Annotated in this window: 18 protein-coding genes and 1 pseudogene; 11 read left to right on the forward strand and 8 right to left on the reverse strand. The window is 49.6% G+C overall.

The window, feature by feature from the left end:
• The first annotated feature begins 28 nt into the window (after positions 1–28).
• The 3 genes from QCB44_RS00440 to QCB44_RS00450 all read left to right on the forward strand — a co-directional run bounded on the left by QCB44_RS00440 (position 29) and on the right by QCB44_RS00450 (position 3,440).
• The gene (locus tag QCB44_RS00440) at positions 29–901 is read left to right on the forward strand and encodes a TIGR01777 family oxidoreductase (protein ID WP_279407245.1); all 873 of its coding nucleotides are present in this window, start codon (positions 29–31) and stop codon (positions 899–901) included.
• A 25-nt stretch (positions 902–926) separates the two neighbouring features.
• Positions 927–2,405 (forward strand): deoxyribodipyrimidine photo-lyase, encoded by a 1,479-nt coding sequence (locus QCB44_RS00445; RefSeq protein ID WP_279407246.1) that lies wholly within the window; start codon positions 927–929, stop codon positions 2,403–2,405.
• A gap of 102 nt (positions 2,406–2,507) precedes the next feature.
• On the forward strand, positions 2,508–3,440 hold the full coding sequence (locus QCB44_RS00450) for a MerR family transcriptional regulator (RefSeq protein ID WP_279407247.1): 933 nt from the start codon (positions 2,508–2,510) through the stop codon (positions 3,438–3,440).
• Here QCB44_RS00450 and QCB44_RS00455 read toward each other — a convergent pair.
• Positions 3,417–3,866 carry a PAS domain-containing protein gene (locus tag QCB44_RS00455; RefSeq protein ID WP_279407248.1) on the reverse strand — a complete coding sequence of 150 codons (450 nt, stop codon included), beginning with the start codon at positions 3,864–3,866 and terminating at the stop codon, positions 3,417–3,419. The genes QCB44_RS00450 and QCB44_RS00455 overlap by 24 nt on opposite strands.
• A gap of 277 nt (positions 3,867–4,143) precedes the next feature.
• Between QCB44_RS00455 and QCB44_RS00460 the strand changes: the two genes are divergently transcribed.
• Positions 4,144–6,834, forward strand: coding sequence for a diguanylate cyclase (locus QCB44_RS00460; protein WP_279407249.1), 2,691 nt, complete (start codon positions 4,144–4,146; stop codon positions 6,832–6,834).
• A 54-nt stretch (positions 6,835–6,888) separates the two neighbouring features.
• On the forward strand, positions 6,889–7,470 hold the full coding sequence (locus QCB44_RS00465; RefSeq protein WP_279407250.1) for a mechanosensitive ion channel domain-containing protein: 582 nt from the start codon (positions 6,889–6,891) through the stop codon (positions 7,468–7,470).
• A gap of 18 nt (positions 7,471–7,488) precedes the next feature.
• Here QCB44_RS00465 and QCB44_RS00470 read toward each other — a convergent pair whose 3' ends face one another.
• Positions 7,489–8,004 (reverse strand): RimK/LysX family protein, encoded by a 516-nt coding sequence (locus tag QCB44_RS00470; RefSeq protein WP_279407251.1) that lies wholly within the window; start codon positions 8,002–8,004, stop codon positions 7,489–7,491.
• Between the two features lie 33 nt (positions 8,005–8,037).
• Here QCB44_RS00470 and QCB44_RS00475 point away from each other — a divergent pair, with 33 nt between their 5' ends.
• On the forward strand, positions 8,038–9,357 hold the full coding sequence (locus tag QCB44_RS00475; RefSeq protein WP_279407252.1) for a mechanosensitive ion channel domain-containing protein: 1,320 nt from the start codon (positions 8,038–8,040) through the stop codon (positions 9,355–9,357).
• 76 nt (positions 9,358–9,433) lie between these two features.
• Here the strand turns inward: QCB44_RS00475 and msrA are convergent, their stop codons facing one another.
• A complete protein-coding gene (msrA, locus tag QCB44_RS00480) occupies positions 9,434–10,780 on the reverse strand; it encodes a peptide-methionine (S)-S-oxide reductase MsrA (RefSeq protein ID WP_279407253.1) in 1,347 nt (448 codons plus the stop codon).
• A gap of 288 nt (positions 10,781–11,068) precedes the next feature.
• Between msrA and QCB44_RS00485 the strand changes: the two genes are divergently transcribed.
• Together QCB44_RS00485 and folM are read left to right on the forward strand one after the other, a co-directional pair.
• The gene (locus QCB44_RS00485; protein WP_279407254.1) at positions 11,069–12,076 is read left to right on the forward strand and encodes a DUF1722 domain-containing protein; all 1,008 of its coding nucleotides are present in this window, start codon (positions 11,069–11,071) and stop codon (positions 12,074–12,076) included.
• A gap of 58 nt (positions 12,077–12,134) precedes the next feature.
• Positions 12,135–12,851, forward strand: coding sequence for a dihydromonapterin reductase (folM, locus tag QCB44_RS00490; protein WP_279407255.1), 717 nt, complete (start codon positions 12,135–12,137; stop codon positions 12,849–12,851).
• 62 nt (positions 12,852–12,913) lie between these two features.
• On the opposite strand, the pseudogene QCB44_RS00495 reads toward folM, so the two are convergent.
• From QCB44_RS00495 to QCB44_RS00510, 4 genes and pseudogenes are all read right to left on the reverse strand, one after another.
• Positions 12,914–13,179: pseudogene (locus QCB44_RS00495) on the reverse strand (Txe/YoeB family addiction module toxin).
• Complete coding sequence (locus tag QCB44_RS00500; RefSeq protein WP_279407256.1) at positions 13,169–13,426, reverse strand: type II toxin-antitoxin system prevent-host-death family antitoxin; 258 nt, start codon at positions 13,424–13,426, stop codon at positions 13,169–13,171. Before QCB44_RS00500 ends, QCB44_RS00495 begins: the two are co-directional and overlap by 11 nt.
• Before the next feature lie 343 nt (positions 13,427–13,769).
• Positions 13,770–14,888, reverse strand: coding sequence for a ferrochelatase (gene hemH, locus QCB44_RS00505; RefSeq protein ID WP_279407257.1), 1,119 nt, complete (start codon positions 14,886–14,888; stop codon positions 13,770–13,772).
• Positions 14,889–15,084: 196 nt separating this feature from the next.
• Positions 15,085–16,443 carry a Y-family DNA polymerase gene (locus QCB44_RS00510; RefSeq protein WP_279407258.1) on the reverse strand — a complete coding sequence of 453 codons (1,359 nt, stop codon included), beginning with the start codon at positions 16,441–16,443 and terminating at the stop codon, positions 15,085–15,087.
• Positions 16,444–16,538: 95 nt separating this feature from the next.
• On the opposite strand from QCB44_RS00510, the gene umuD reads away from it, so the two are divergent.
• The gene (gene umuD / locus QCB44_RS00515; RefSeq protein WP_279407259.1) at positions 16,539–17,195 is read left to right on the forward strand and encodes a translesion error-prone DNA polymerase V autoproteolytic subunit; all 657 of its coding nucleotides are present in this window, start codon (positions 16,539–16,541) and stop codon (positions 17,193–17,195) included.
• 139 nt (positions 17,196–17,334) lie between these two features.
• Positions 17,335–19,176 carry a diguanylate cyclase gene (locus tag QCB44_RS00520; RefSeq protein ID WP_279407260.1) on the forward strand — a complete coding sequence of 614 codons (1,842 nt, stop codon included), beginning with the start codon at positions 17,335–17,337 and terminating at the stop codon, positions 19,174–19,176.
• Between the two features lie 104 nt (positions 19,177–19,280).
• Here QCB44_RS00520 and QCB44_RS00525 read toward each other — a convergent pair whose 3' ends face one another.
• Positions 19,281–21,659: an EAL domain-containing protein gene (locus QCB44_RS00525; protein ID WP_279407261.1), complete on the reverse strand. Its 2,379-nt coding sequence runs from the start codon at positions 21,657–21,659 to the stop codon at positions 19,281–19,283.
• 238 nt (positions 21,660–21,897) lie between these two features.
• Between QCB44_RS00525 and gcvH the strand changes: the two genes are divergently transcribed.
• Positions 21,898–22,287, forward strand: coding sequence for a glycine cleavage system protein GcvH (gene gcvH, locus QCB44_RS00530; protein WP_279407262.1), 390 nt, complete (start codon positions 21,898–21,900; stop codon positions 22,285–22,287).
• The last annotated feature ends 94 nt before the right edge of the window (positions 22,288–22,381 follow it).

Below are 22,381 nucleotides of genomic sequence, written 5' to 3' on the forward strand. Positions count from 1 at the left end.
AATTATAGTTACCTGGTTGTATCGCTTTATGACTGCACAGTTCAATATTGTCATTCTCGGTGGAACAGGCTTTGTCGGGCGTCATCTTTCTCAACGCTTGCAATCGCTTGGTTATTTGGTGAACGGTTACGGTCGTGAAGTATTTCTTTCCGAAAGCGCCTTACGGACGGCTGTTGATGGCTGTGATCTGCTGATTATGCTCGCCGGAGCCAATATCGGTAAACGTTGGACTAAAGCCTACAAGAAAGCGTTGTGGGACAGTCGTATTGGCACCAATATTCAACTGGCTGAAGTACTTAAACGTTGTCAAACCCCTCCCAAACGAATCGTTTCTGCCTCTGCGGTTGGCATCTATCCTCAAGCCTCTTGCGATGCCCCGGTCGACGAAAGTTGTCACGAGCATGATCCCGGTTTTTTGGGTCGGCTCGGTGCGGCTTGGGAGGCTGCGAGTCTGGCGTTGCAACCGCAACCGGTTATTTTTCGTTTCGGTGTTGTCCTGGGAAGGGGCGGTGCGCTGTCAAAAATGTTACCTGCTTTTAAATTGGGGCTAGGGGGGCCGGTCGCCGGCGGAGAGCAGTGTTTTTCGTGGGTTCACATAGACGATCTGGTTGAGGCATTTTTGTTTGTGATCAAGCACCCGGATATGCTGGGAGTATACAACGTGACGTCTCCCGTTCCGGTCACGAATGCCGAATTTGGCCGGGCTCTGGCCGAAACATTAAACCGCCCGTTTTGGCTTCCGCTGCCCGGGTGGCAGTTGAAGCTGATGTTTGGTGAAGGTGCACAAGTGTTGATGCATTCCTCTGCCGTTGTCCCCTCCCGGCTACAGGAGGCGGGATTTGAGTTTACGTATTCTGATGTGCGTTTCGCGCTGCAAAATTTGATAGGCCCCTCTGAGTGATTTTGATCTATGGGAAGGAAATTGAATGACCCTTGGTGTTGAAAATCATCTCACGTCACGCCCTGTGACTACGCTGGTTTGGTTGCAGCGTGAGTTGCGCTTGGAGTCACTTCCGGCGTTGCAGGCGGCGTTGCAACAAGCTGACCGGGTGATTGTGGCCTATTTTCACGATCCTGACCAAGTCATAGGGGAGGCTAATCAGGCGTGGTTGGCAGATTCTTTGTGTATTTTACAGACGGCATTGCGCGCACAAGGCGGTGAGTTATGGATGGTAGAAGGGGGTTTTAGGGACTGTTTGCGTGAAGTGGTCACGACCTACGATGTGAAAAAGGTGTTCTATTCTCATCAGCCAGGAGTCCCTTTTGCCAATATGCAGCAGCAAGCACTTGAGGTATGCCAGTCACTCGAAGTGGAATTGCGCCCGTTTTTCTCGGAATATTGGATGTCTCCTGACGGCTTGATGAACAAGCAAGGCAAGCCCTATGCGGTGTTTACACCGTTTTATCGGACGCTTATGGCGAAATCGGTGGAGATGGAGCCGTTTGAAAATGCGATAGGCGATCTGGATAAAGCGGCTTTGGTTCCCCATAATCCAGCATGGCTGGAACTGCCGCCAACTCTGAAAGCACTTTCTGAACAGGCCTGGTCAAAAAAAGTGATGCGGCATTGGCGCGTCGGTGCAGAATCGGCGTGGGAACAGTTGGAGCGCTTTGTGGCAGAAGACTTGGCGCATTACCAAGAGGAACGCGACTTCCCCGCTAGAGAGGCGACCAGCAAACTGTCGCCGTATTTGCATTTTGGCGAGCTCTCAAGCCGGGCCGTCTGGTTCTGGTTTCAATCGCAGATTGAAGCGGGAGCGATTGGTGCCAACCAGGCCGCCCCTTGGTTGCGACAGTTAGCGTGGCGGGAGTTTGCCCGCTATCTTTTATGGCATTTTCCCTATACGCAACGGGAACCGTTTCAAGCCAAATTTTCCGCCATGGACTGGGCGCAGAACGAAGACACATTGGCTGCGTGGCGTCACGGGCGCACAGGTATCCCTATCGTGGACGCCGGCATGCGCGAGCTTTGGGAGACCGGCAGCATGCATAACCGGGTGCGCATGCTGGTGGCGTCTCTATTGACTAAAAACTTAAATCAATCCTGGCAAACCGGACAGGCCTGGTTTGCGGATACTTTGGTGGATGCGGATCCGGCAAACAATGCCATGGGCTGGCAGTGGGTGGCAGGCTGTGGGGTCGATGCATCCCCTTATTATCGCTTGTTCAATCCGCTGGTTCAGAGCCGAAAATTCGATGTGCAGGGCGATTACCTGCGGCGTTGGTTGCCGGAATTATCCGCGCTTCCCGCAAAGGCGATTCATGCGCCCTGGGAATGCGCCGAGATCTGCCGTCAGTATGGCGTTGAATTGGGGAGAGATTATCCGCACCCATTAATCGACTTAGCCGTCAGTAGAGAACAGCACATGCAGCGGTTGGAAGTGCTTAAAACAATGTCATTTTAGTCAGCAGGGATTGGGATAAGAAACTTATACGTTTGTGTGCGTATTCGTTGCGCCCGTATAAGTTTTTGTCTAAGATATGCGCAAACCTTACAGAATCACTCTATGAAAGCCGACGAACCTCTTTATCCTATTCGTGAAGTCTCCCGTCTCACCGGGGTGAATGCGATCACACTGCGTGCCTGGGAACGTCGGTATGGCCTTGTGGAGCCTGTGCGTACCCCAAGCGGACACCGTCTTTATACCTATAAGCACATCCTAAGGCTGAAAGAAGCCTTGAAGTTAACCGAGCAAGGCGTTCCGATCAGTCGTGTTAAACGTCTGTTGGATAAGGCGGCCAAGCAACAGAGCGACGAAAAATTATCCCCTGAGAAAAAGGTGGTGCATGGCTTAGAAATGCAGTCTGAAGCTTTCTTGGAGCAGTTGCATCAAAGCAATTGGCACGATTTGCAAAAAGCGTTAGACCGTTTGTTGAGTGATTTCCCTGAAGAGCAGGCCTGTCAGGTTCTATTGAACGTTACCCAGGGGTTGACGCAATTGTGTAGTGCTCAAAACGAAGAGCCGGTTTCTGAATCCGAGCAAACGTTCGATCCACATAATTTGTTTTCTATCTGGCATGGACTGGTTGCTCCACGCCTGTATACCTGGCTGCATATGCGTATCAGGCAAACCACGCTTAAGCATGAGGGAGCACCTTGCTTGTGGGTTCAGCCGGTGGCCGGAAAACACCCCGCTATTCAGGCTTTAAATTCGATTTATGCGTTACTGGTCGCGGTCGATTTTAGTCGTCAGGGCGTCTGTCCGGTTGTTGCGGATCCTCAAGAGGAGGCGTTGGACGGCATTCCATTGAAACAGCTCGGTTGTAAGGCGTTGGTTGTGGTAGATGGTTGTGGCGTCATGGAGGAGGCGGCTTGGCTGGAGTGGACGAAACGCCATGCAACCGTTTCTTTTACTTATGTAACCGAACAACCCGTTTCAGGGGAGCTGGATCGCCAGGTGCAAGTAGAACACCGTTCATTCACTGAGCTGTTTCTCTAGTTCTGCGATGCGTTGCTGCGCCGCTTCGAGCGCCTGTCTGAGTTTGACCTCTTCGGTCACGTCTTTTTGGATGCCAATAAAATAGGTCAGTTGATCGTGCTCATCGTAAAACGGGGTGATGCTGAGCTCATTCCAAAAAGGGGTACCGTCTTTGCGGTAATTTTTAAGTACGGTACGGACAGGGCGACTTTCAGTAATGGCTTGACGTATTTGATGAACGGCCTCTTTGTCTGTATCACTTCCTTGTAAAAAACGGCAGTCCTGATAGAGAGCCTCATCAAGGTGATAGCCGGTTAAACGTTCAAAAGCCGGATTGGCATAGATTAAAATCGTGTCCGGCCCTTCTTTTTCTGCAATTGTAATGCCGTCTTGGGCCTGTTCAACCAATTGCAGTAACAGCGTGTTGCGAAGCTTTAAGTCTTTCATTGTTTACCAGTACGTCCAGTTTAGAGCTCATCTTAGCTTTTCACTGTTTTGCTCACAAGCTTTTAAATAGCCAAGAGTGATAAAAGAAACTTATTGCAGAAGAAAAGAACCATTAATTGGTTAGCTGTTATTAACCAGATTGTTCACGTATAATGGCCCGCAAATTCCTGATTAAGAGTGGCTTAAATATCATTTAGTTAAAAGCCGTTCTGGCATTTACTTTAATGGGGCGTTTAAGCTATTCTCTACATGGCGCGGTGAACAGAGGCTGTATGTTTTGATCGATACGTGGAAAAAAATCCAGAATTATGTCTTTTTTTACCTGATTTTTTCCATTAGCGTAGTGGTTGTTTTCGATCATATTTTCAAAAACCGCCATAAAGATCTGCGAGATTCTCAAAGCCATTTGGTTGAGGTGACTTATCAATCCTTAATCAAAGGGCTGCAGAACAACGCCAACCTGTTCTTTTATAACATCATCAATAAGCCCGAAAATACCGAGATATTGAAAGCGGTGTACGGCGCTTCAAAAGCAGAACGTGAAGCGCTGCGTTCCCGGCTTTACTATAATTTGGTCGATAATTACCGGACGATGCCGGAATTTATGATCAAGCAGTTTCACTTCCATTTAAAAAACAATGACAGTTTTTTACGCTTTCATCGGCCGGAATTGTACGGTGATAACCTGACGGATGTCAGAGCCACTGTCGCCTATGTAAATGAACATCAAAAGCCGGTTTCAGGATTTGAAGAAGGGCGTATTTTTAACGGCTACCGCTTTGTTTTTCCGATCTTTGTCAATGGACACGAGCATGTCGGTTCGGTTGAAACCTCCGTGTCGATGAAAGTGATTATGGAGCAGATGCAGGCTGAATTGCACGAAAAAGGCAGTTTCATCATCCGCAAGCAGGTCGTGGATCAGAAGGTGTTTACCGCCGAACATTCCAATTATGTGCCCACCCCGTTTTCTGACCAATTCCTCTATGAAAAGTCGATCATGTCATCGCAAACGGACCCTTTAAGCGAAGCATTAATCGCCAAGCTCATCGGCAACCGGCCGATTGAGCCGTTTCTGGATAAACATCAAGCAATTACCTACGATGTGCACCATAGCGGCCAGGATTATTTCTTAACCTTTTTGCCGATTCCCAATGCCATTTCTAAAGAAACGGTGGCGTATTTCATTTTTGTGGAAGAGGATTTGAAGCACCGAGAGCTGATGTTTCAGTTCTTTCTGTTTTCCGTTTCCAGTTTATTGATTGGCCTGTTGATCACCTGGTTGTTCTACAAAGCCAAAAGCAATGAGCGGCGTATGCGAGAAGCGGAACGTAAAACCAAAGAACAGAATTTCTTATTGAATAAAGCGCAGGAAGTGGCGCATTTAGGGCACTGGGTATTTGATCTGAGATGGAATGAGCTGTATTGGAGTGACGAGGTGTATCGTATTTTTGGCGCGGAGCCCGGGAAGTTTGCCGCGACCTATGAAGCATTCATGCAATTTATTCATCCTGATGACCGGGATCGCCTTAATCAGGTGTATCAAGCATCGGTGCAAAACAAAGATCATTACAAATTGCAGCATCGCATCATCCGTTCTGATGACGAAGTGCGTTATGTCGAAGAAGAGGGGCGTCATGAATTTGATGCGCAGGGTAATGTGATTCGTTCGATCGGCACGGTGCTTGACATTACCGAGCGCGTGCTGAGCGAGCAACACGTGCAACATCTGAAAGAACAGTATGAGTCGTTGGTGCAAAGCATTCCGGAAATTGTGTTCCGCTGTAAAGTCGATGAGCATTGGACCATGCTTTATTTGAACGATGCGGTTGAAAAGGTCACGGGCTATCCTGCCAATGACTTCCTTTATAACAAAGTGCGTCCGTTTGATTCGATTATTCACCCTGAGGATCGGGTTCGGGTCGAACAGGATTCCACCGAAAGCTATACCGAAGATCGAAGTTATGAGCTGGAGTACCGCCTGATCAAAAAAAATGGCGAGGTGGTCTATGTCAAAGAACTCGGGCATTTAGTGACCTTAGAGGAGGGGGTTAAGGTGCTTGAGGGGATCATTACGGATGTCACTGCTGAGAAGCACGCCTTGCACAAGTTGCAGCAGTTTATTGATACCCAAAGTCAGATCGTTGTCGTGCGCAGTGCAGACCAGCTGACGTTTGCCAACCAAAGCTTTTTTAACTTTTTTGGTTATGCCGATCTGCAAAGTTTTATGCAGGAACACAGCTGCGTGTGCGATTACTTTATTAAGCAGGATGAGTTTTTTGATCTGAGTCAGGTCAAACCGGAACATGCAAGTTGGGTTGAGGCGATGGAGCGCTTGCCCGGAAACCGTCAGGTGGTGTTGATGCAAGGCGTTAATGGGCCGCGCAGAGCGTTCTCCGTGTCATTCAGTGATTTTGATGCCGACTCCAAAATCATCACCTTTAATGATATCAGTGACACCATGCGCGAACAGATTGACTGGAAGCACCGCGCTTACCATGACCCTCTGACGGGCTGTTTGAATCGCCACTTCTTAGAGAAGCATTATGATGAGTTGATGCGAGAACTTCAGCAGCTCGGTAAACAGACCGGTTTGATTTTGTTTGATATCGATCATTTCAAACGCATTAATGACGAGTATGGTCATAACCGCGGCGATGAGGTGCTTAAAAAAATCGCCAGTCTGGTCCATGCGCGTATTCGTGATACCGACCGCTTTGTGCGTTGGGGGGGGGAAGAGTTTTTAATTTTATTCCCGATCGATTCGCTTGAGGATCTGGAGCGTTTTGCGGAACACCTCAGGGCGTTGATTGAAGAGCATGATTTGGCCGGTATTCATGTGACCAGCAGTTTTGGCGCTACCCTGGTTGCGAAGGATGAAGGGTTGAGATCGGCTATTTCGCGTGCCGATAAGGCACTGTATTCTGTCAAAGAAAACGGCCGTAATGGCGTACGGATTTGTTCAAACTAAGTCGTCTTGACTAAGACGGTAGATCGATCATCGGTAGCTAGAAAAAGGGTGGCTATGCTCGACAAGATACCTTATATTCAGATTGGTATCAGTCTTCTGATTCCTTTTGCCATACTGTTGACACAGTGGGGGGTCAAGAAACTGATTTTGAATCTAGGGCAGGTTAAAGGCGTTCCGTCTGACCGGGCCTATCAGGTTTATCGCTACTTTAAATCCTTGATTGTGATTAGCTGGCTGGTGCTGCTTCTGGTCATTTGGGGGATCGATTATCAAGCCCTTCTGGTGGTGGCGTCGTCAGTGCTGGCGGTCATTGGTGTGGCGCTGGTGGCACAATGGTCAATTCTGAGTAATGTCACCGCCAGTATTATTGTGTTTTTCACCTTGCCTGCCAAAATTGGTGATGAAATTGAGGTGATTGACGGCAACAACACGGTCAAGGGCGTGATTAAAGAGATTAATTTTTTCAATGTCTTGTTGTGTGACGCTGACGGCCACGAAGTGGCCTATCCCAACAACCTGATTTTGCAAAAACCGGTGCGTAAGCATGCGGTGGACAATTCCGCTGTTGCGGTATCGACCGAGGCGCATCCGAGCACCTTGCAAAAACGCCTTAAACAGCGGCGCGAGACGTTTTGAAAAAAGGCCCTGAGCAAATTACAACGGGCATTGTGGCGAGGTGATTTGGGTTTGATGCACGTCAATCAGTTCGCCGGGCAATAGAGCGGAACGTCCGATAAGCAGGGGCTCTTTGAAGCCGCTACGATCGGCCAGGTTGACTTGAATGTGACGCCATGACCGGTTGAGACAGATTTTGAGGCCCACCACAGGTCGAATGTGTGCCGCACTGTGCTTCTGTTTGATGTGGCTGGTGCGCAGCAGCGGTAGGGTCAGTATGGTATTTTCCAGGGTTTGAAAACGCACCTGATCCAAGCCGCGTTTATCCTTAAAGATCGTTATATTGGTTGCATGCAGGGAGCTGTGATCGGCCCCTGAATCGATTTTGGCTGGCCGGGTCAATCCCGTTTTGTTGAGCGTGGGCAGGAAAACCGGTTCTATCCACCCCAGTATTGATGTGTTTGCGCTGGCAGAGTGTGTCATTAGGCAGGTCAGCAGCATGCCAATCAAATATGGGGCAGGCCTGTTTAAAAGCGGCAATCTTGTTTTAAACATAAAGAGAAGTCCCTCTGGTTAAGTGAGGAAAATATGGATTTTGAACCGATTGTGGCTTGGTGGCAACATTTTTTAAGTGTGGCCGGCCAAGAGGTTGGCGGCGTCAATTTTTATTTGCAGATAGCGGCAGTGTTGGCCGCAGTCACGCTCGCTTGGTTTGGAACCATGCGTTTGAGAACGTGGCTCGCTGGGGCCGGGGCGGCTGTGTCAACGAAATGGTGGATGCCACCGTTGCTGGCATTGAGTTCGGTGGTGTGGCCTCTGTTATCTCTGCTGTTGCTGGGCGTGGTGCAATCGGTATTTCGTGACAGCGGCATCGACTTTGGCGTCATTAAGGTGAGTTTCAGCTTAGTGCTGATCGCGACGCTTTATTTGCTGATCCATCGTTTCGTCAACCATTTATTTGTGGGCACCTTGCTCAAATGGGTGGCCCTGCCGATGGCCGGGCTTTATCTTTTTGGTTGGCTAGAACCAACGGTTGCCTATCTGCAGGGAATAGGCTTTGCCATCGGCGGCCTGAATCTTTCGGTCTATGCGTTGTTGCGCTTGCTGGTTTTCGGCTCGATTCTCTTTTGGCTGGGACGTATCTCCAACCAGTATGGTCAGCAGCTGATCCGCAGTAAACAGACTCTCGATGTACGCACCCGAGAGGTGTTTGCCAAGCTGTTTGAAATCGGCCTTTATTTCACCATCTTTTTGTTGCTGCTTAATGCGGTCGGCATTAATCTGACCGCGCTGGCCGTGTTTGGAGGGGCGCTTGGCGTAGGGATTGGTTTCGGCCTGCAACAGATTGCCTCCAATTTTATTTCAGGTCTGATTATCTTGATGGACAAGTCGATGGCGATTGGGAATTACATCGAGCTGGAAGACGGTAAATCGGGCATTCTCAAGAAAATGGGGATGCGTTCGTCCACTCTGCAGACCTATGACGGTAAGGTCATTGTGGTGCCCAATGAGCGTTTTATTACCACCGCCTTTACCAACTGGACCCATGAAGATCCTCGACAGCGCTATACGCTGACCTTTTCGGTGGCTTACGACTCGGATATCCCGGCCATTCCCGAATTGATTCTGAATGCGGTTAAGCAACATCCTCAGGTATTGCTTGAACCGGAGCTGCCGGATTGTGAAATCATTGAATTTGCCGATTCCGGAGTGGTATTTCAACTGGAATACTGGATTGAAGGCATTGACGATGGCAAGAACCGCGTGGGTTCCGATCTGCTGATGATCATCTGGAAAACGCTCAAAGACAATCATATCGCCATTCCGTTTCCGCAGCGTGAAGTGCGGATTTTAAATAGGTCCGTTGATAAGGCCCCTGTTGGTGAGACCATTGGATCGCAGAGCTAAAGAGCATTTCCTTGGCCGCAACAACCCAACAGGCCTGTTGGGTTGATGTGAGCTGTTTCGTACGGTTGCGCTGGGTTTACTTAACCTCTTCATCGGGGACGAATTTCAGCACATTGCCGTTAATGCAATAGCGTTTATAGGTCGGCGGTGGGCCGTCATTAAACACATGTCCCAGATGAATGCCCGAACTGGCGCTGCGCACCTCGATACGACGCATGCCGTGACTGTTATCTTCGTGCTCGGTGATCGCTCCTGCCACGGGATTAAAAAAACTCGGCCAGCCGGTACCGCTGTCGAATTTGGTGTCGCTTCTGAAGAGCGGTGCGCCGGTAATCGGGTCGACAAAAGTCCCCGGGCGTTTCTCATCCAGATGCGAGCCGGTAAAGGCATATTCCGTTCCTTGCTCAAAGGCAATGCGCTGTTGTTCCGGAGTCAGCAGTTGAAAGCCCAGCCACTTCCAGAAGCGCGGTTTGTCACCGTTGTAGCCGGTAAAGCGTGAAACCTCGTGGCCTTTTTCAAACAGGACGATGGTCGGCGTTGCAAACAGGCTCTTTTCCAGTGTCCAGTTTTCCGGAGGGTTTGGGTTGAGAGTGGTGGCAATGGGCACTTCAGATTGCCAGTGTTCGAGAATTTCGCGTTTAAACAGCTTGCAGAACTCACACTCTTCGGCTTCAAAGACGATCAACTGGCGGTCGAAGTTGAGGTCGGCGGCTTGCAAACGAGGGGGAGTCGGCTGCGAGGCCTGTTCTGATCCAGGATAGGCTACGCCGGTGCCGCCCAACCCGCAATAACCGTCGGGGTTTTTTTTCAGGTAATCCTGGTGGTATTCCTCGGCGCTGTTGTAGTTGCGGAGCGGCGCAATTTCTGTGGTGATTTGAGGGTAGCCAGCCCGGCTTAAAGCTTGCTGGTAGATATCACGGGTGGCTTCGGCCACCGCCTTTTGTGCATCAGAGTGGTAATAAATCGCGCTACGGTAATTTGACCCGATGTCGTTGCCTTGGCGATCGCCTTGAGTTGGGTCATGATTTTCCCAAAATTGAATGAGCACGGTTTCCAGGTTCACTAATTTGGGATTAAAGGTGACTTTGACTACTTCCGCGTGGTTCCGGGCGTCGCTTTTGCCCATTTTTAAGGCGCGCTCTTCACCCAATACGTCGTAGTAACCGACTTTTTTTGCATCCCCGCCGGCGTAACCGCTTTCCACGTCAACGACGCCCGGGAGTTCCGACATGCGCTTTTCAGCCCCCCAAAAACATCCCATTCCGAGTACGATTGAATCGGTTTCCATCTGTGCGGTTACTTGATCGTTATGCGCGTTCATGTCCGGCTCCTTGGCGCAGCTTTGAAGAGAAAAGGCCAGAATAAGAATGGTGCTGGCCAACCATGCCGTGCCATATCGGCGTTTAAGCAGAAAGTGTGTCATGGTTCGACCTCCTTTCAGTGTCCATCCTAATCGGGATTGAGTTAGGTTTAGGGTTTATTTTAACAAAACCAACTGCTTTACTGGGTTTTTAACCATGAAAAGAGTAGTGAGAAAGGCTAAAGTTATTTACAATAAAATAATTGTTCAAAACTTATACAATGTGGCTTGATCTTTAAACGGTGTGCATTGCAAGCTTTAACCGGGTTGGGTAAAGTGGAGTAATCTATCCGTCGGGATCCTGTCTTACATTGCGGTTAAAGCTAGCGGCTAAAACGAAAAGAGGTGATTATGTCCTCCACCCATCAAACGATGACTGAAAATGCACGGTTTCCGCGTCTGAAAATTGCCGTTTCGGATTGTCTGAAAGGCGTAGAGTGCCGTTATAATGGCGGCCATGCCCAAGACGAGTTTGTAAAGCATCAGCTTTCGCAGTATGCGGATTTTGTTCCCTTCTGTCCGGAGGCAGCGGTAATCGGTACCCCGAGAGAGACCATTCGACTGGTCGATGTGAAGGGGCAGGTACGGGTACTTGGCAGTAAAACGGCTACGGATTATACCGACGGCTTGCAGGAGTATGCCGAAAAACGGGTGGCGTTGATTGCCGAACGCCAGGTAGACGGGGCGGTGGTGAAATCGCGCTCGCCGAGCTGTGGTTTGGAGCGGATCAAGGTTTACCGCGAAAGCGGTGAATGGTATGGTTCCAGCGATCCCATGCGCCAAGGGGTGTTTACTGAGCAGCTGCAGAAAAGTATGCCGTATCTGGCGATTGAGGAGGAGGGGCGTTTGCAGGACGCCTGGTTGCGTGAAAATTATGTCCTTCAAGTCTTTTCGGCCGCGCGCTGGCGCGAGTTTATGCAACAGTCGCCTGACGTGAAAGCCTTTCAGGACTTTCATCGTGATCATAAGTTTTTGCTGCTCTCTAAAAGTGAGGCGTTGTATCGCCGCATGGGGCCGATTGTGGCGGAAACCACAGCGCAAAATCTGACAGAAAAGCTGCAGGAATACGGTGCTTTATTCCACGAGGCGATAGCGGAAAAAGGCGCGCGCGGCAAAATGATCAATGTCCTGGAGCATTTGTACGGCTATTTCAAGAAGCAGGTGACTGAGCGTGAAAAAGCTTTCTTCCGTGAGACGTTGGAAGAATTCCGGGAAGGTACGGTGCCGCTGATTGCGGTGATTAAAATTATTCAGCAGTTTATTCATCATTACGGTTCGGAGTATTTGAGCACGCAGATTATTTTGCACCCCTATCCGCCGGAATTGGCGTTGCGTTCGAGCATTCAGGCGTATCGATAGGTGAAGGCGAGCAGGCCTGTTGAGTTTAGGGGTTAGACCCTAAGAGTGAAGGAAAACCATGTTAAAAGAAGCCATTTTAATCACCGGCGGCGGGCGGCGTATCGGGCGCCATCTGGTTGAGCAGTTTCTAGAGCAGGCAACGCATCCGGTGGTGTTTACCTACCGCACGCCGCGTCCGGAAGTTGAGACGTTGCAGGCACGCGGGGCGGTGGGTATTCAGGTGGATTTTAATCAAGTTGATGCGGTGGAAAGGGTGGTGTCCGCGGTGCAGTCACAGGTGAGCAGTCTGCGTGCGCTGATTCATAACGCTTCGGTGTGGTCGGACGATCAAACTGTTGCCCGGAATCCGCATTGTTTGACTGACATGACCCGTTTGCATATTGAGGTGCCGTATCGCCTTAATGTGGCGCTGCATGAACTGCTGTTGGCTTCGCAAAGCCCGATGAAGGACGTGATTGCTCTGACCGATGCTTCGGTGGACGGGGCTAATGGCGATTATGCGGCGTATTTGGCGAGCAAGGCAGGCTTGCAGAATTTAAGTAAGAATTTCGCCAAAAAATGGGCGCCGCAGATTAAGGTTAACAATATTGCGCCGGGGTTGATCCTGTTTCACCCTGAAGATGACGAGGCCTATCGAAAACGGCGCTTGCAGCAGTCGGCTCTCGCCATCGAACCGGGGGAAGCGGTTATTTGGCAGGCGGTGCAATACTTGATGGAAAGTTCCTATACCACGGGGATCACCTTGCCGGTAGAGGGTGGACGTCACCTGATGTAACGTTTGCTTTGCGCAATAACGGTATGCCTGAACTATCAACGAGCAAAACTTAACTATTGCCTTCACTCGTAGTGGTATCGGCAAGCGATTATCGTTATCTGGTTATCATCAACCGCATAAACAAGTCGATTTGACTCGTCTATGCGTCTTGACCAAAATCCTGAAAGGTTTTCTTTTAATGGTTCAGGCTTGCCGATTCCTTCAAATGGCGAAGGCATTGCGTCCGTAATGAGTTTGTTAATTCGTTTAAGCTTTTTTTGTCTTGAGTTTGCCAGTAAGGATAATCACTCCAAGCACGTTCAGTCCAAGAGAGTATATCAATCTTCATCAATCAAACCTTTTTGGACGGTTTTACCTGAATGATACTGTGCGATGGACTCTTTCAGGTGCGCCACATTAGCGGGAGAGTTCAATAAGTGCCCCGTTTCCATTAGGCTATTAAAATAGTCTTGAGACATCACAACCGCGTTATCAGCATTCCTGCGTGTAATGATTGTGAAATCAGCATTATCGACAACAGAATCCAACACGCTTTTTAGACTGTTTCTTGCGTCTGTATAGCTTACAATTTGCATAAAACACCTCTTTTTAATTATTTTGTCACAACATGGACAATATGCTGTACATGTTTATGTTTGTAGCGGTTTGTCGCAACCTAAACTAATCTCAGCTAAACTAATCTCAGGATGAATCGTGCAAATTTTGCACGAAAATAATCTTTAAAAAACATTGGAACTCATAGGTGTGAAGAAAAACGAGGTGAACGTGCAATATATGCACGACAATAGTTAGGATAGTGCATAGTTAGGATAGTGCATAGTTAGGATAGTGCAGATAAAAAAGCCGGTACAAAACCGGCCTTTTTATTGCGTCAATCTATGAGGCTGGATACAGTTTGTCTAAGCGATGGTGTCGATATTAGAATGGACAGCCCATTGCTTTGGCGTTGGCTTTGACGGTGTCGCGTTCCTTCTGATCCGTTTCCGCATCGAAGCCATCGCGCTCATACCACCCCTGAGTGTGCTGTAGTATCAGCTCGGCTAGGGCGTCGGTGTGGTCGTCGCGGTCGTTCAGGCAAGGAATGTAACCGAATTTTTCACCGCCGGCTTCTTCGAAATATTCGCGGTTCTCTTCACCGATCTCCTCAATGGTTTCCAGACAGTCAGCTGAGAAGCCGGGGCAGATGACCTGAATATTCTTAATCCCTTGTTTCGGCAGAGCCATCATGGTTTCATCCGTATAAGGTTTAATCCACTCTTCTTTTCCGAAGCGCGATTGGAAAGTGACCTTGTACTGCTCTTTGCTCAGCCCCAGTTCTTCGGCGACCAGGCGCGAGGTGACATGACACTCGCAGTGATAAGGGTCGCCGTTATCCAGATACCGCTGCGGAATACCATGATAAGACATTACCAACAGTTCCGGCTGCCCATGTTCCGCCTGGTATTCACGGATCGAATTCGCCAAGGCTTTGATGTAGCCCGGATGACGGTGATACTTGTTCACAAAACGCAGTTCCGGAATCCAGCGCCAGGTTTGCAGTTCAGCGGTCACAGCGTCAAACGTGGAGGCGGTGGTGGCTGCGGCATACTGTGGATACAACGGCACGACCACAAGGCGTTGGCATCCTTTGTCTCGCAGTTCTTTCAGTGCGCTGGCAATCGATGGATTGCCGTAGCGCATACCGAGGGCAAACTCCACGCGCCCACCAAAGTGCGGGCGCACTTTATCGGCAACGGCGTTGAGTTGGCGTAGGCTGATATTCAGTAAAGGGGCCCCCGGGCCTTCGGAATCCCACACGGTCGCATAGGCTTCTGCCGATTTGGCCGGGCGTGTTCTGAGAATGATGCCGTTGAGGATCAGTTTCCAGATCCAGCGTGCCGGCGGGGGCTCTACCACGCGTGGGTCTTCCAAAAACTCTTTCAGGTAGGGTTTGAGCGCCTCTTTGGTGGGCGCGTCCGGCGTGCCCAGGTTGGTAATTAAAATACCGGTTGCACTTTCGGAACCGTGTTGGTAGTTGCTGATGCCTTGATAAAGCAAAGTCGTACTCCCGTTTCAAAACTATAGAGGCCTTGATGGCGCTGGGTCTGCATAATCATACTTAATCTTGTACAAGAAGTGTATAAAAATAGTGGCCAGTGGAGAAGGGGTGTCCCAAGTTTGCGCCCACACTTCCATCCAGCGGCCTGCTGTCGGACGGCGGCCAAATTATCCAAGCATAGCAGGATTTATCCGATTAGTGAACTGCACGCACGCTTAAAAGCTCATTCCAGCGCGTGGTGCAACGCGGTGACATGTGATCGCGTTTCATTTTCCAGTTGGCTTGTCTTTGCAGGCCGCAATTAGCGAGTCGCAATGTATTTTTTCCCATGCGGTGATTGAGTTGATCCATGACCTGGATAAGTGCGTCGCTCTTGATGGAGGCGTTTGCTTGAGGGGTAAAGAGATCTTCCTGAACGACCCCTTTAGGTCGAATGGTCGAGAGGATTACTGCGGCCTTCTGGTAGCGAAATTCCGGACGCCAAATCTGTTGCAGAGCCTGAATGGCGACTTTGCTCAGTAAAGCGCTGTTATCGCTGGGCGTAATCAGGGGGATTTGGTAAACATTGCGGTATTGCAGCTCCTGGGTTTGGAAGCGTGGAGTGGTGATCATGACACTGACGCGCCCACAGACGCACTGTTGCTGGCGCAGCTTTTCCGCTGCGGTGGCGGTGTAGGTTGCGACCGCCTGTTTTAAGCTGTCCAAGTCGCTGACCAGTCGGCCAAAAGAGCGTGATGAGACAATGTTCTGTTTATCGGCGTGCGTTTCGTTCAATGCCAGGCAGGCCTGTCCATTGAGCTCGGCGACGATGCGTTCCACTTGTACGGAAAAGGTCCGGCGAATCGATTTGGGAGAGGCCTGGTGCAGGTCGTAAGCGGTGCGGATGTTTTGCGCTTCGAGTTTCTGGCTTAATTTTTTGCCGATTCCCCAGACTTTACCGACCTTGACCTGTTTTAACAGCAGTATACGCGTTGATTCAGAGAGTGAGGTCCAATCCAGCACGCCCTCCATTTTGGCGTGCTGTTTGGCGAGGTGGTTGGCCAGTTTGGCCAAGGTTTTGGTGGGAGCGATACCGACGGCCACCGGAATGCCGATCCATTTCCAGACACGCCGTTTCAATTCGCGTGCATAATGGGTGAAATCCTCGATCGGCAGGGTGCTTAATTCCAAAAAACTCTCGTCAATCGAGTAGATCTCCTGATGGGGGGAGAACTGGCCGATAATCCGGTGCATGCGCTGGCTCATGTCGGCATAGAGTTCGTAGTTGGAGCTGAACACGGCGGTATTGTGCTGTTGCAAGAGGTTGGCTACTTTGAAATAGGGTTGATACATCATGCTTTGCGGGGTGGCGGCATAATAGCCTCCCGAACCCAAAGAACGTCCCTGGGCGCCGATCAGTTGCTGATCCAGTGCTTTTGCCTTGGCGTTGGCGGCGACAATGCAGCCGTCGTTGTTGGAGAGGACGACGACAGGCCGCTCCCTTACTGAGGGGTTAAAGGCCATCTCGCAGGAGGCGTAAAATGAGTTGCCGTCAATCAGTGCGAAAACCGCCATAATGGTTACCTGTTAAATGTGAAATACATGGAGCCGATGCGGCTTTTTTGTTATATTATGAAAAATGTAACAAAAATCAAGTTGGGTGAGGGGTGATGCCAGATAATTCGACAGACCAACGATCCGAACACAAACAGCATGGCGGTGCCCGCACGGGGGCTGGACGTAAAAAAGGCAGCGGACGTTTTGGAGAGCCGACTAAGGTTATGCGAATACCGGCGTCGAAAGTGGCGCAGGTTAAACAGTGGTTGGCTCAGGATCAGGCGGCCAATTGCGCGCCGGAGGTGAACGCTCAAAAATGGACAGGCCTGCTGAAAACCCAGGGAGTCTCCCTTTTCCAGTCGGTGGCGCCTGCGAATGAAGCGCCGGTGTCCTTGCCACTGTTTTCGCATAAGGTGGTGGCGGGGTTCCCGAGTCCGGCGGATGACTACATTGAAAACCGCTTGGATCTTAACGAGCACTTGATCCGTAATCAGGAGGCGACTTTCTTATTGGTGGTAGAAGGCGATTCGATGCAGAAGGCCGGGATCAAGGACGGCGATATTCTGGTGGTGGATCGCAGTATCGAGCCGAGCGACGGTAAGATCGTGATTGCCGCTCTGGACGGTGAGCTGACGGTAAAGAGGCTGTCGATCAAATCCACCGGAACCTGGTTGGTGCCGGAAAATGATGACTATCCTCCGATTCCGGTCAGGGAAGAGGCCGACATGGTCATCTGGGGCGTGGTGACGGCGACCATTTCGCGTTTTTGACGGTTGTTATACCTGGGAACCTCTGATTTAATCAGACAGAGGTTCCCAGGTATTTGGGGTCATTTTCTGTAGCAGACTTGCAAGCCTGGATGGAACAGCGCAGAATATTCCTTGATGACTATATGGAATTCAGAGTGTTGTGAAGGTTAAAAAGCTTGCTGCCTTTTTGTTGATGATTTTAGTCGTGACACTGGGCGTTGTTTGGACTCTTTATGATTATGCCGCGCAGAAGCTGGAGCACGAATCTATCTTGGTGCAGCAGCAACAGACCGGAGAGAAAATCCAATCGCTAATGGAGCGTCAGAAGCACGCCTCCATGACCTTGGCCTTGAGTTTGGGTAATAATCCGATGATTGAAACCCTATTGCAGGGCTCGGATGTGAGGTTGGAGCAAGATCTTTCAAAGTTAATCCGGCGCATCAACCTTCAGGACGGGTTTCAGGGAGCGTGGGTGCAATTGATTGATCGTCAAGGCGTCAGCCGATACCGCAGCTGGACTCAGAAAGTGGGCGATAACCTTGCTAATATTCGTTCGGAAGTGGCCGAGTTGTTGGCGCAGCCGCAAACCCGGCAAACGATCAGTGTTGGACGTTTTACCCTCTCATTCAAGTCGATTATTCCTGTCATGGATCAGCAACATCAGCTGTTAGGGCTGGTAGAAGTCATTTCCCAGTTCACGCCTTTGACCATGGATTTGCTGTCCGAGTCAGGTATCGATTCTTTGTTGTTAACCGATAAGCGCTTTCGTAATCAGCTTACCCGTTCGGTGACCAAACAATTTATGGATGGTTACTATGTGACCAATGAGGATGTGAAGCCAGGCATTCTTCAATTGGTGAAACGGCTGGGTGTTGAGAATTTAATCGCAGCCAAAGATTATGTCAGTGCGCCGCCCTACATTGTCAGCCATTTCGACGTTTATGATGAGCAGGGTCAGGTATTGGCGCATTGGTTGACGTTTACACATCGCAAAAACATTGATTTTGCGGCCGCCACTTGGGTGTTGCAGAAATACTTGATCATCAGTGTCGGTGCGATGTTACTGGTGCTGCTGCTGTTTACGATTCTTGCCGGCAAAATTGATTCTGACCGTAAAAAACGTTATTACCGACAGATTATCGATTCGGTTTCCGACATTATCTATATTTCCAACCGAGATCGTATTGTGGATGTCAATGTCCACTTTTTTAGGTTTTTCGACGAGTTCAGTAATCTTAAAGGCTTTTTGCAGAAATACAGCTGTGTGTGCGATACCTTTGTCGAAGAGGAGGGGTATTTAGCTCCGCGCATGGATGGGGTGTTTTGGTTGGATTATGTCTTGCAACACCCTGAAAAACGTCATAAAGCGAAAATTGTGCGTCATAGCAAAACGCATGTGTTTCTGTTTAAGGTGCGCAGCATGCAAGGGTTAAGAGAGACGTTGTATAACGTGACCATGCAAGATATTACCCAGCTTGAGACCTATGAAGAAGAGTTGAAAAAGCTCTCGGTGACCGATGAATTGACCGGCGCGGGCAATCGTCTGGCCTGTAAGCAGTCGCTGGAGCGCGAAATTGTTCGAGGAAGACGTTATCGGCAGGCGTTTTCGGTGATTTTGTATGACATCGACCACTTTAAGCATATTAATGACGAGTATGGTCATGATGTCGGCGATAAGGTGCTGGTGACCTTGACGGAAACGGTGCAGGGCATGTTGCGTGAAGCGGACTTGCTCTGCCGTTACGGTGGCGAGGAATTTTTGGTGTTGTTGCCAGAAACCGGTTTACATGAGGCGCAGCAGATTGCCGAACGTTTGCGCGAGCGCATTGAGACCCTGGAGTCGATCGAGGTGCCGGTCAAGGTCACCGTCAGCTTTGGGGTGGCGCAGTTGACGAAGTGGGATACCGAATTTACTTTGTTGAAACGGGTCGATATTGCCCTTTACCGTGCCAAAGAAAATGGCCGCAACCGGGTTGAGGTCGCGGAAGAACAGCTTCAATAACAAGGGGGAGAACTGACTTGGTTTTGCCAGGCCTGTTCCGTTTTTCACTGGGTTCGCAAACTGGAGGTGTAAGCAAGCGTTTATTGTCTTTTAGGCTGGTGCGCTTAACTTTCTATCACCGGTGGCTCAAACGGAAAATCCTTGGCTGATACCGGCTTGCTGAGCAGGTAGCCTTGCCCTTCATCGCAGCCAAGCGCACGCAGTATTTCAAGTTGCTGAGGGGTTTCGATGCCTTCGGCCAGCACTTTAATCCCCAAACTATGTCCCATGGTAATAATGGCTGAGACAATGGAGTAGGATTCGGAGTTACTGTCAATGTCCTGGATGAAGCTGCGATCAATCTTGATGCGATCTGCATCGAGGTGCTTGATGTAAGACAGTGAGGAATAGCCGGTTCCAAAATCATCGATGGAAATTTCCAAGCCGCGTTTTTGCAGTTCGGAAAGGGCGTCTCGGTTATTGTGAAGGTTCTCCATCAGAATCGATTCAGTGATTTCAATATCGAGTTGTGCCGGCTCGAGTCGGTGCATCTGCAAGGCCTGCTCGGTAATATGCGAGAAGTTGCCCAGGTTGAGCTGCGCAGAGGAGGCGTTAATCGCTACTTTCTGGATGGGGCGGTTTTGTTTTTGCCACGCTTTCAATTGCCCCAGGGCTTCATGCAGGACAAACTCGCCGATTTGATGGATCAGCCCGAACTGTTCAGCCAGCGGGATAAACTCCGCCGGAGAGATGAATTCCCCTTGGTGCTGCCAGCGAACCAAGGCCTCGGCTCCGGTAATGCTGAGGTCGTTCAGGCTGTATTGAGGCTGGAAATGCACGCTGAGTTGTTTGTGATGCAGGGCTCTTTGCAGGTTGCGCTCCATTTCATAGAGGTAGTGAATGCGGCGATTCATCTCTTCAGAGAAGAAGTGGTACTGGTTTTTGCCCTGCTCTTTGGATTTGTACATGGCGAAATCGGCGTGTTTCATTAAGGACTGAACCGTGTCGCCATCCTTAGGGTAGGAGGCGACGCCAATACTGCAGCCGAGTGCTTTGGAAAAGAGACTTTTGTCATTGAACTGTTCGATGACCCCTAAAATCCGATCCGCTGCATGGGTTAAGCGGGTTTCATTGCATTCATCGCTTAAAATGGCAAATTCGTCGCCACCCAAGCGTGCCACCAAACATTGGTTGCCGAGTTTGAGATTTTTTTCAAAAGATTGTCCGACCTCGCGTAACAATTCATCTCCGGCCGAATGGCCGTGGGTGTCATTGATCCATTTGAAATTGTCCAGATCGACATAGAAGAGACTGAATTGTTTGATGTTGCGGTCTTCAATCCATTCTTGAAGGCGGCGTTGGAACAGATAGCGGTTTGGGAGCTGGGTGATGGAGTCGTAATTGGCCAGATGTTCCAAATGCGTTTGGGTGTGTTTGAGTTCGGTCACATCGGTCATCATCAAAGAGTAATAGTGCTCGCTGAGGACTTCCGGGGTAACCTTAATCATGGTAATGCGATAGTACTTCGACCTATCCGATTCGGCCGAGGTTAAGTGGCCGATATCACGCCAATGTCCTTGAACAATCAGGTGATACTGGATGTCGTCGATGTCAAATTCGGGAAACAGTTTGTGGAGTAATTGCCAAACGGTCCCTTTGGTGGCATTTTCAATACCGACGGTCGTCATGATGCCATCCAGCACCTGGTTGGTTTTTATGATTTTGCCGTCGGCATTAATGAGTGCTAAGGCTTCGTGAGTATTCTGCAACACGCAGCTATCGAGAATAATCTCTTCGGAACTGGCTTGAACTTTTTGCGCCAACTCCTGGTTGAGCGCGATTTGACGTTGTTGAAACGCCTCGAGGCGCCTTAAAGTGGTGATCCCGATGATGAGTAACCCCAAAATGAACAGCAAGGTACTCCATAGCCAGAACTGTTTGGCGCGTTTAAGCTCACCGTTAAATTTTTGTTTGGCTTGCTCACTTTGAGCGGAAATCAAAGAATCCAGTTGGGTCAATAGCCCTTTGACCTGCTCCTGGATGGGGAGGGTTTCATAAATAAGCTGGTGCTGTGCTTCTGCCTGCTGGTCGGCCAGAACCATATCGTAGATGCGGTCTTGCTTGATACGGTTTTTTGAGGCCAGTTCTAACCAGTGTTTCAATAGCTGGGATTCGCGTGGGGTTACTCCCAGATCAATCAGTTTTTGACGAGCCTGTATGATCTGGTTCGCTTCTTTATCCAGTTGAGTTCGCAGGGAATCCAGTCTGAATGGGTCGAGCTCACTGAGCAATTGGGTGAGGATCAGCGTTCGGTTGCGATGCCCCTGGATCATGATCTTGAGTTGATTTTCTTTCTTTTGCAGTAGCTCCTGTTCATTGTGGCTGTTTTGGTAGCCTTCTTCCAGTTTAAAGAAGATACTGGTGGAAACGATAGCTAAAATCAATAACAATACATAGCCTAAGCCGACGACGTAGAGAGAGTAGTATGAGGAGTCGCGTTTCATCAGGGGTGATTACTCGTTATTCAATGGCTATGTTGTTTGAAATTCCGCCGCTTTTCGGCGCTATTGAGCGCATTTTAGCGCTGAGATTTTACCCTTGTACAATAAGAGCCTTTTAATGGCCTATTAGGAATGTTTGAATTGACGTGGTGTAAGGTCCGTGGATGGCTTGAAATACTCAGTCTTATGAGTGAATTAATGCTATGATATTGTTAAATTTTTGGTTTTGGAGAGAGAGTCAATGAGCGTGTTGCCTAGCCATTTGAAATATGCACAAACCCACGAGTGGGTTTATATCGATGAACAAGGTAATGCAGTCGTCGGGATTACCGATTTTGCCCAGGAATCCCTGGGCGATCTGATGAGTGTGACGTTTCCTGAGCTGGGCGCGGATGTCGCGGCCGAAGATGAAGTGATGTCGGTAGAATCGGTCAAAACCGCTTCCGAGATTTATGCGCCGATCAGTGGCGAAATCGTCGAGATCAATGAGGCGCTGGAAGATGAACCGGAGCTGATCAATGATGAACCTTATGATGGCGGCTGGCTATTTAAAATTGCTCCGCACGATCTGAGCGAGTTGGAGGACCTGCTCTCTGACAGCGAATATCAGGAACTGCTTGACCAGGCCTGATCATTTTTGTTGAACGTCTTTACGGCGTTTTCTCGAAACAGGCGCTTTTCCGTCTTGCTTTGAAAGCGCCTATAGCCTCTTGTTACTACCCTAA

This window comes from Thiomicrorhabdus sp. zzn3, assembly GCF_029767755.1.
Classification (GTDB): Bacteria; Pseudomonadota; Gammaproteobacteria; order Thiomicrospirales; family Thiomicrospiraceae; genus Thiomicrorhabdus.

Bases quoted from the DNA above. Each gene is read 5' to 3' on its own strand.
- QCB44_RS00440 (WP_279407245.1), top strand. From the start codon at position 29: ATGACTGCACAGTTCAATATTGTCATTCTCGGTGGAACAGGCTTTGTC.
- QCB44_RS00445 (WP_279407246.1), top strand. From the start codon at position 927: ATGACCCTTGGTGTTGAAAATCATCTCACGTCACGCCCTGTGACTACG.
- QCB44_RS00450 (WP_279407247.1), top strand. From the start codon at position 2,508: ATGAAAGCCGACGAACCTCTTTATCCTATTCGTGAAGTCTCCCGTCTC.
- QCB44_RS00455 (WP_279407248.1), bottom strand. From the start codon at position 3,866: ATGAAAGACTTAAAGCTTCGCAACACGCTGTTACTGCAATTGGTTGAA.
- QCB44_RS00465 (WP_279407250.1), top strand. From the start codon at position 6,889: ATGCTCGACAAGATACCTTATATTCAGATTGGTATCAGTCTTCTGATT.
- QCB44_RS00470 (WP_279407251.1), bottom strand. From the start codon at position 8,004: ATGTTTAAAACAAGATTGCCGCTTTTAAACAGGCCTGCCCCATATTTG.
- QCB44_RS00475 (WP_279407252.1), top strand. From the start codon at position 8,038: ATGGATTTTGAACCGATTGTGGCTTGGTGGCAACATTTTTTAAGTGTG.
- msrA (WP_279407253.1), bottom strand. From the start codon at position 10,780: ATGACACACTTTCTGCTTAAACGCCGATATGGCACGGCATGGTTGGCC.
- QCB44_RS00485 (WP_279407254.1), top strand. From the start codon at position 11,069: ATGTCCTCCACCCATCAAACGATGACTGAAAATGCACGGTTTCCGCGT.
- folM (WP_279407255.1), top strand. From the start codon at position 12,135: ATGTTAAAAGAAGCCATTTTAATCACCGGCGGCGGGCGGCGTATCGGG.
- QCB44_RS00500 (WP_279407256.1), bottom strand. From the start codon at position 13,426: ATGCAAATTGTAAGCTATACAGACGCAAGAAACAGTCTAAAAAGCGTG.
- QCB44_RS00510 (WP_279407258.1), bottom strand. From the start codon at position 16,443: ATGGCGGTTTTCGCACTGATTGACGGCAACTCATTTTACGCCTCCTGC.
- umuD (WP_279407259.1), top strand. From the start codon at position 16,539: ATGCCAGATAATTCGACAGACCAACGATCCGAACACAAACAGCATGGC.
- QCB44_RS00525 (WP_279407261.1), bottom strand. From the start codon at position 21,659: ATGAAACGCGACTCCTCATACTACTCTCTCTACGTCGTCGGCTTAGGC.
- gcvH (WP_279407262.1), top strand. From the start codon at position 21,898: ATGAGCGTGTTGCCTAGCCATTTGAAATATGCACAAACCCACGAGTGG.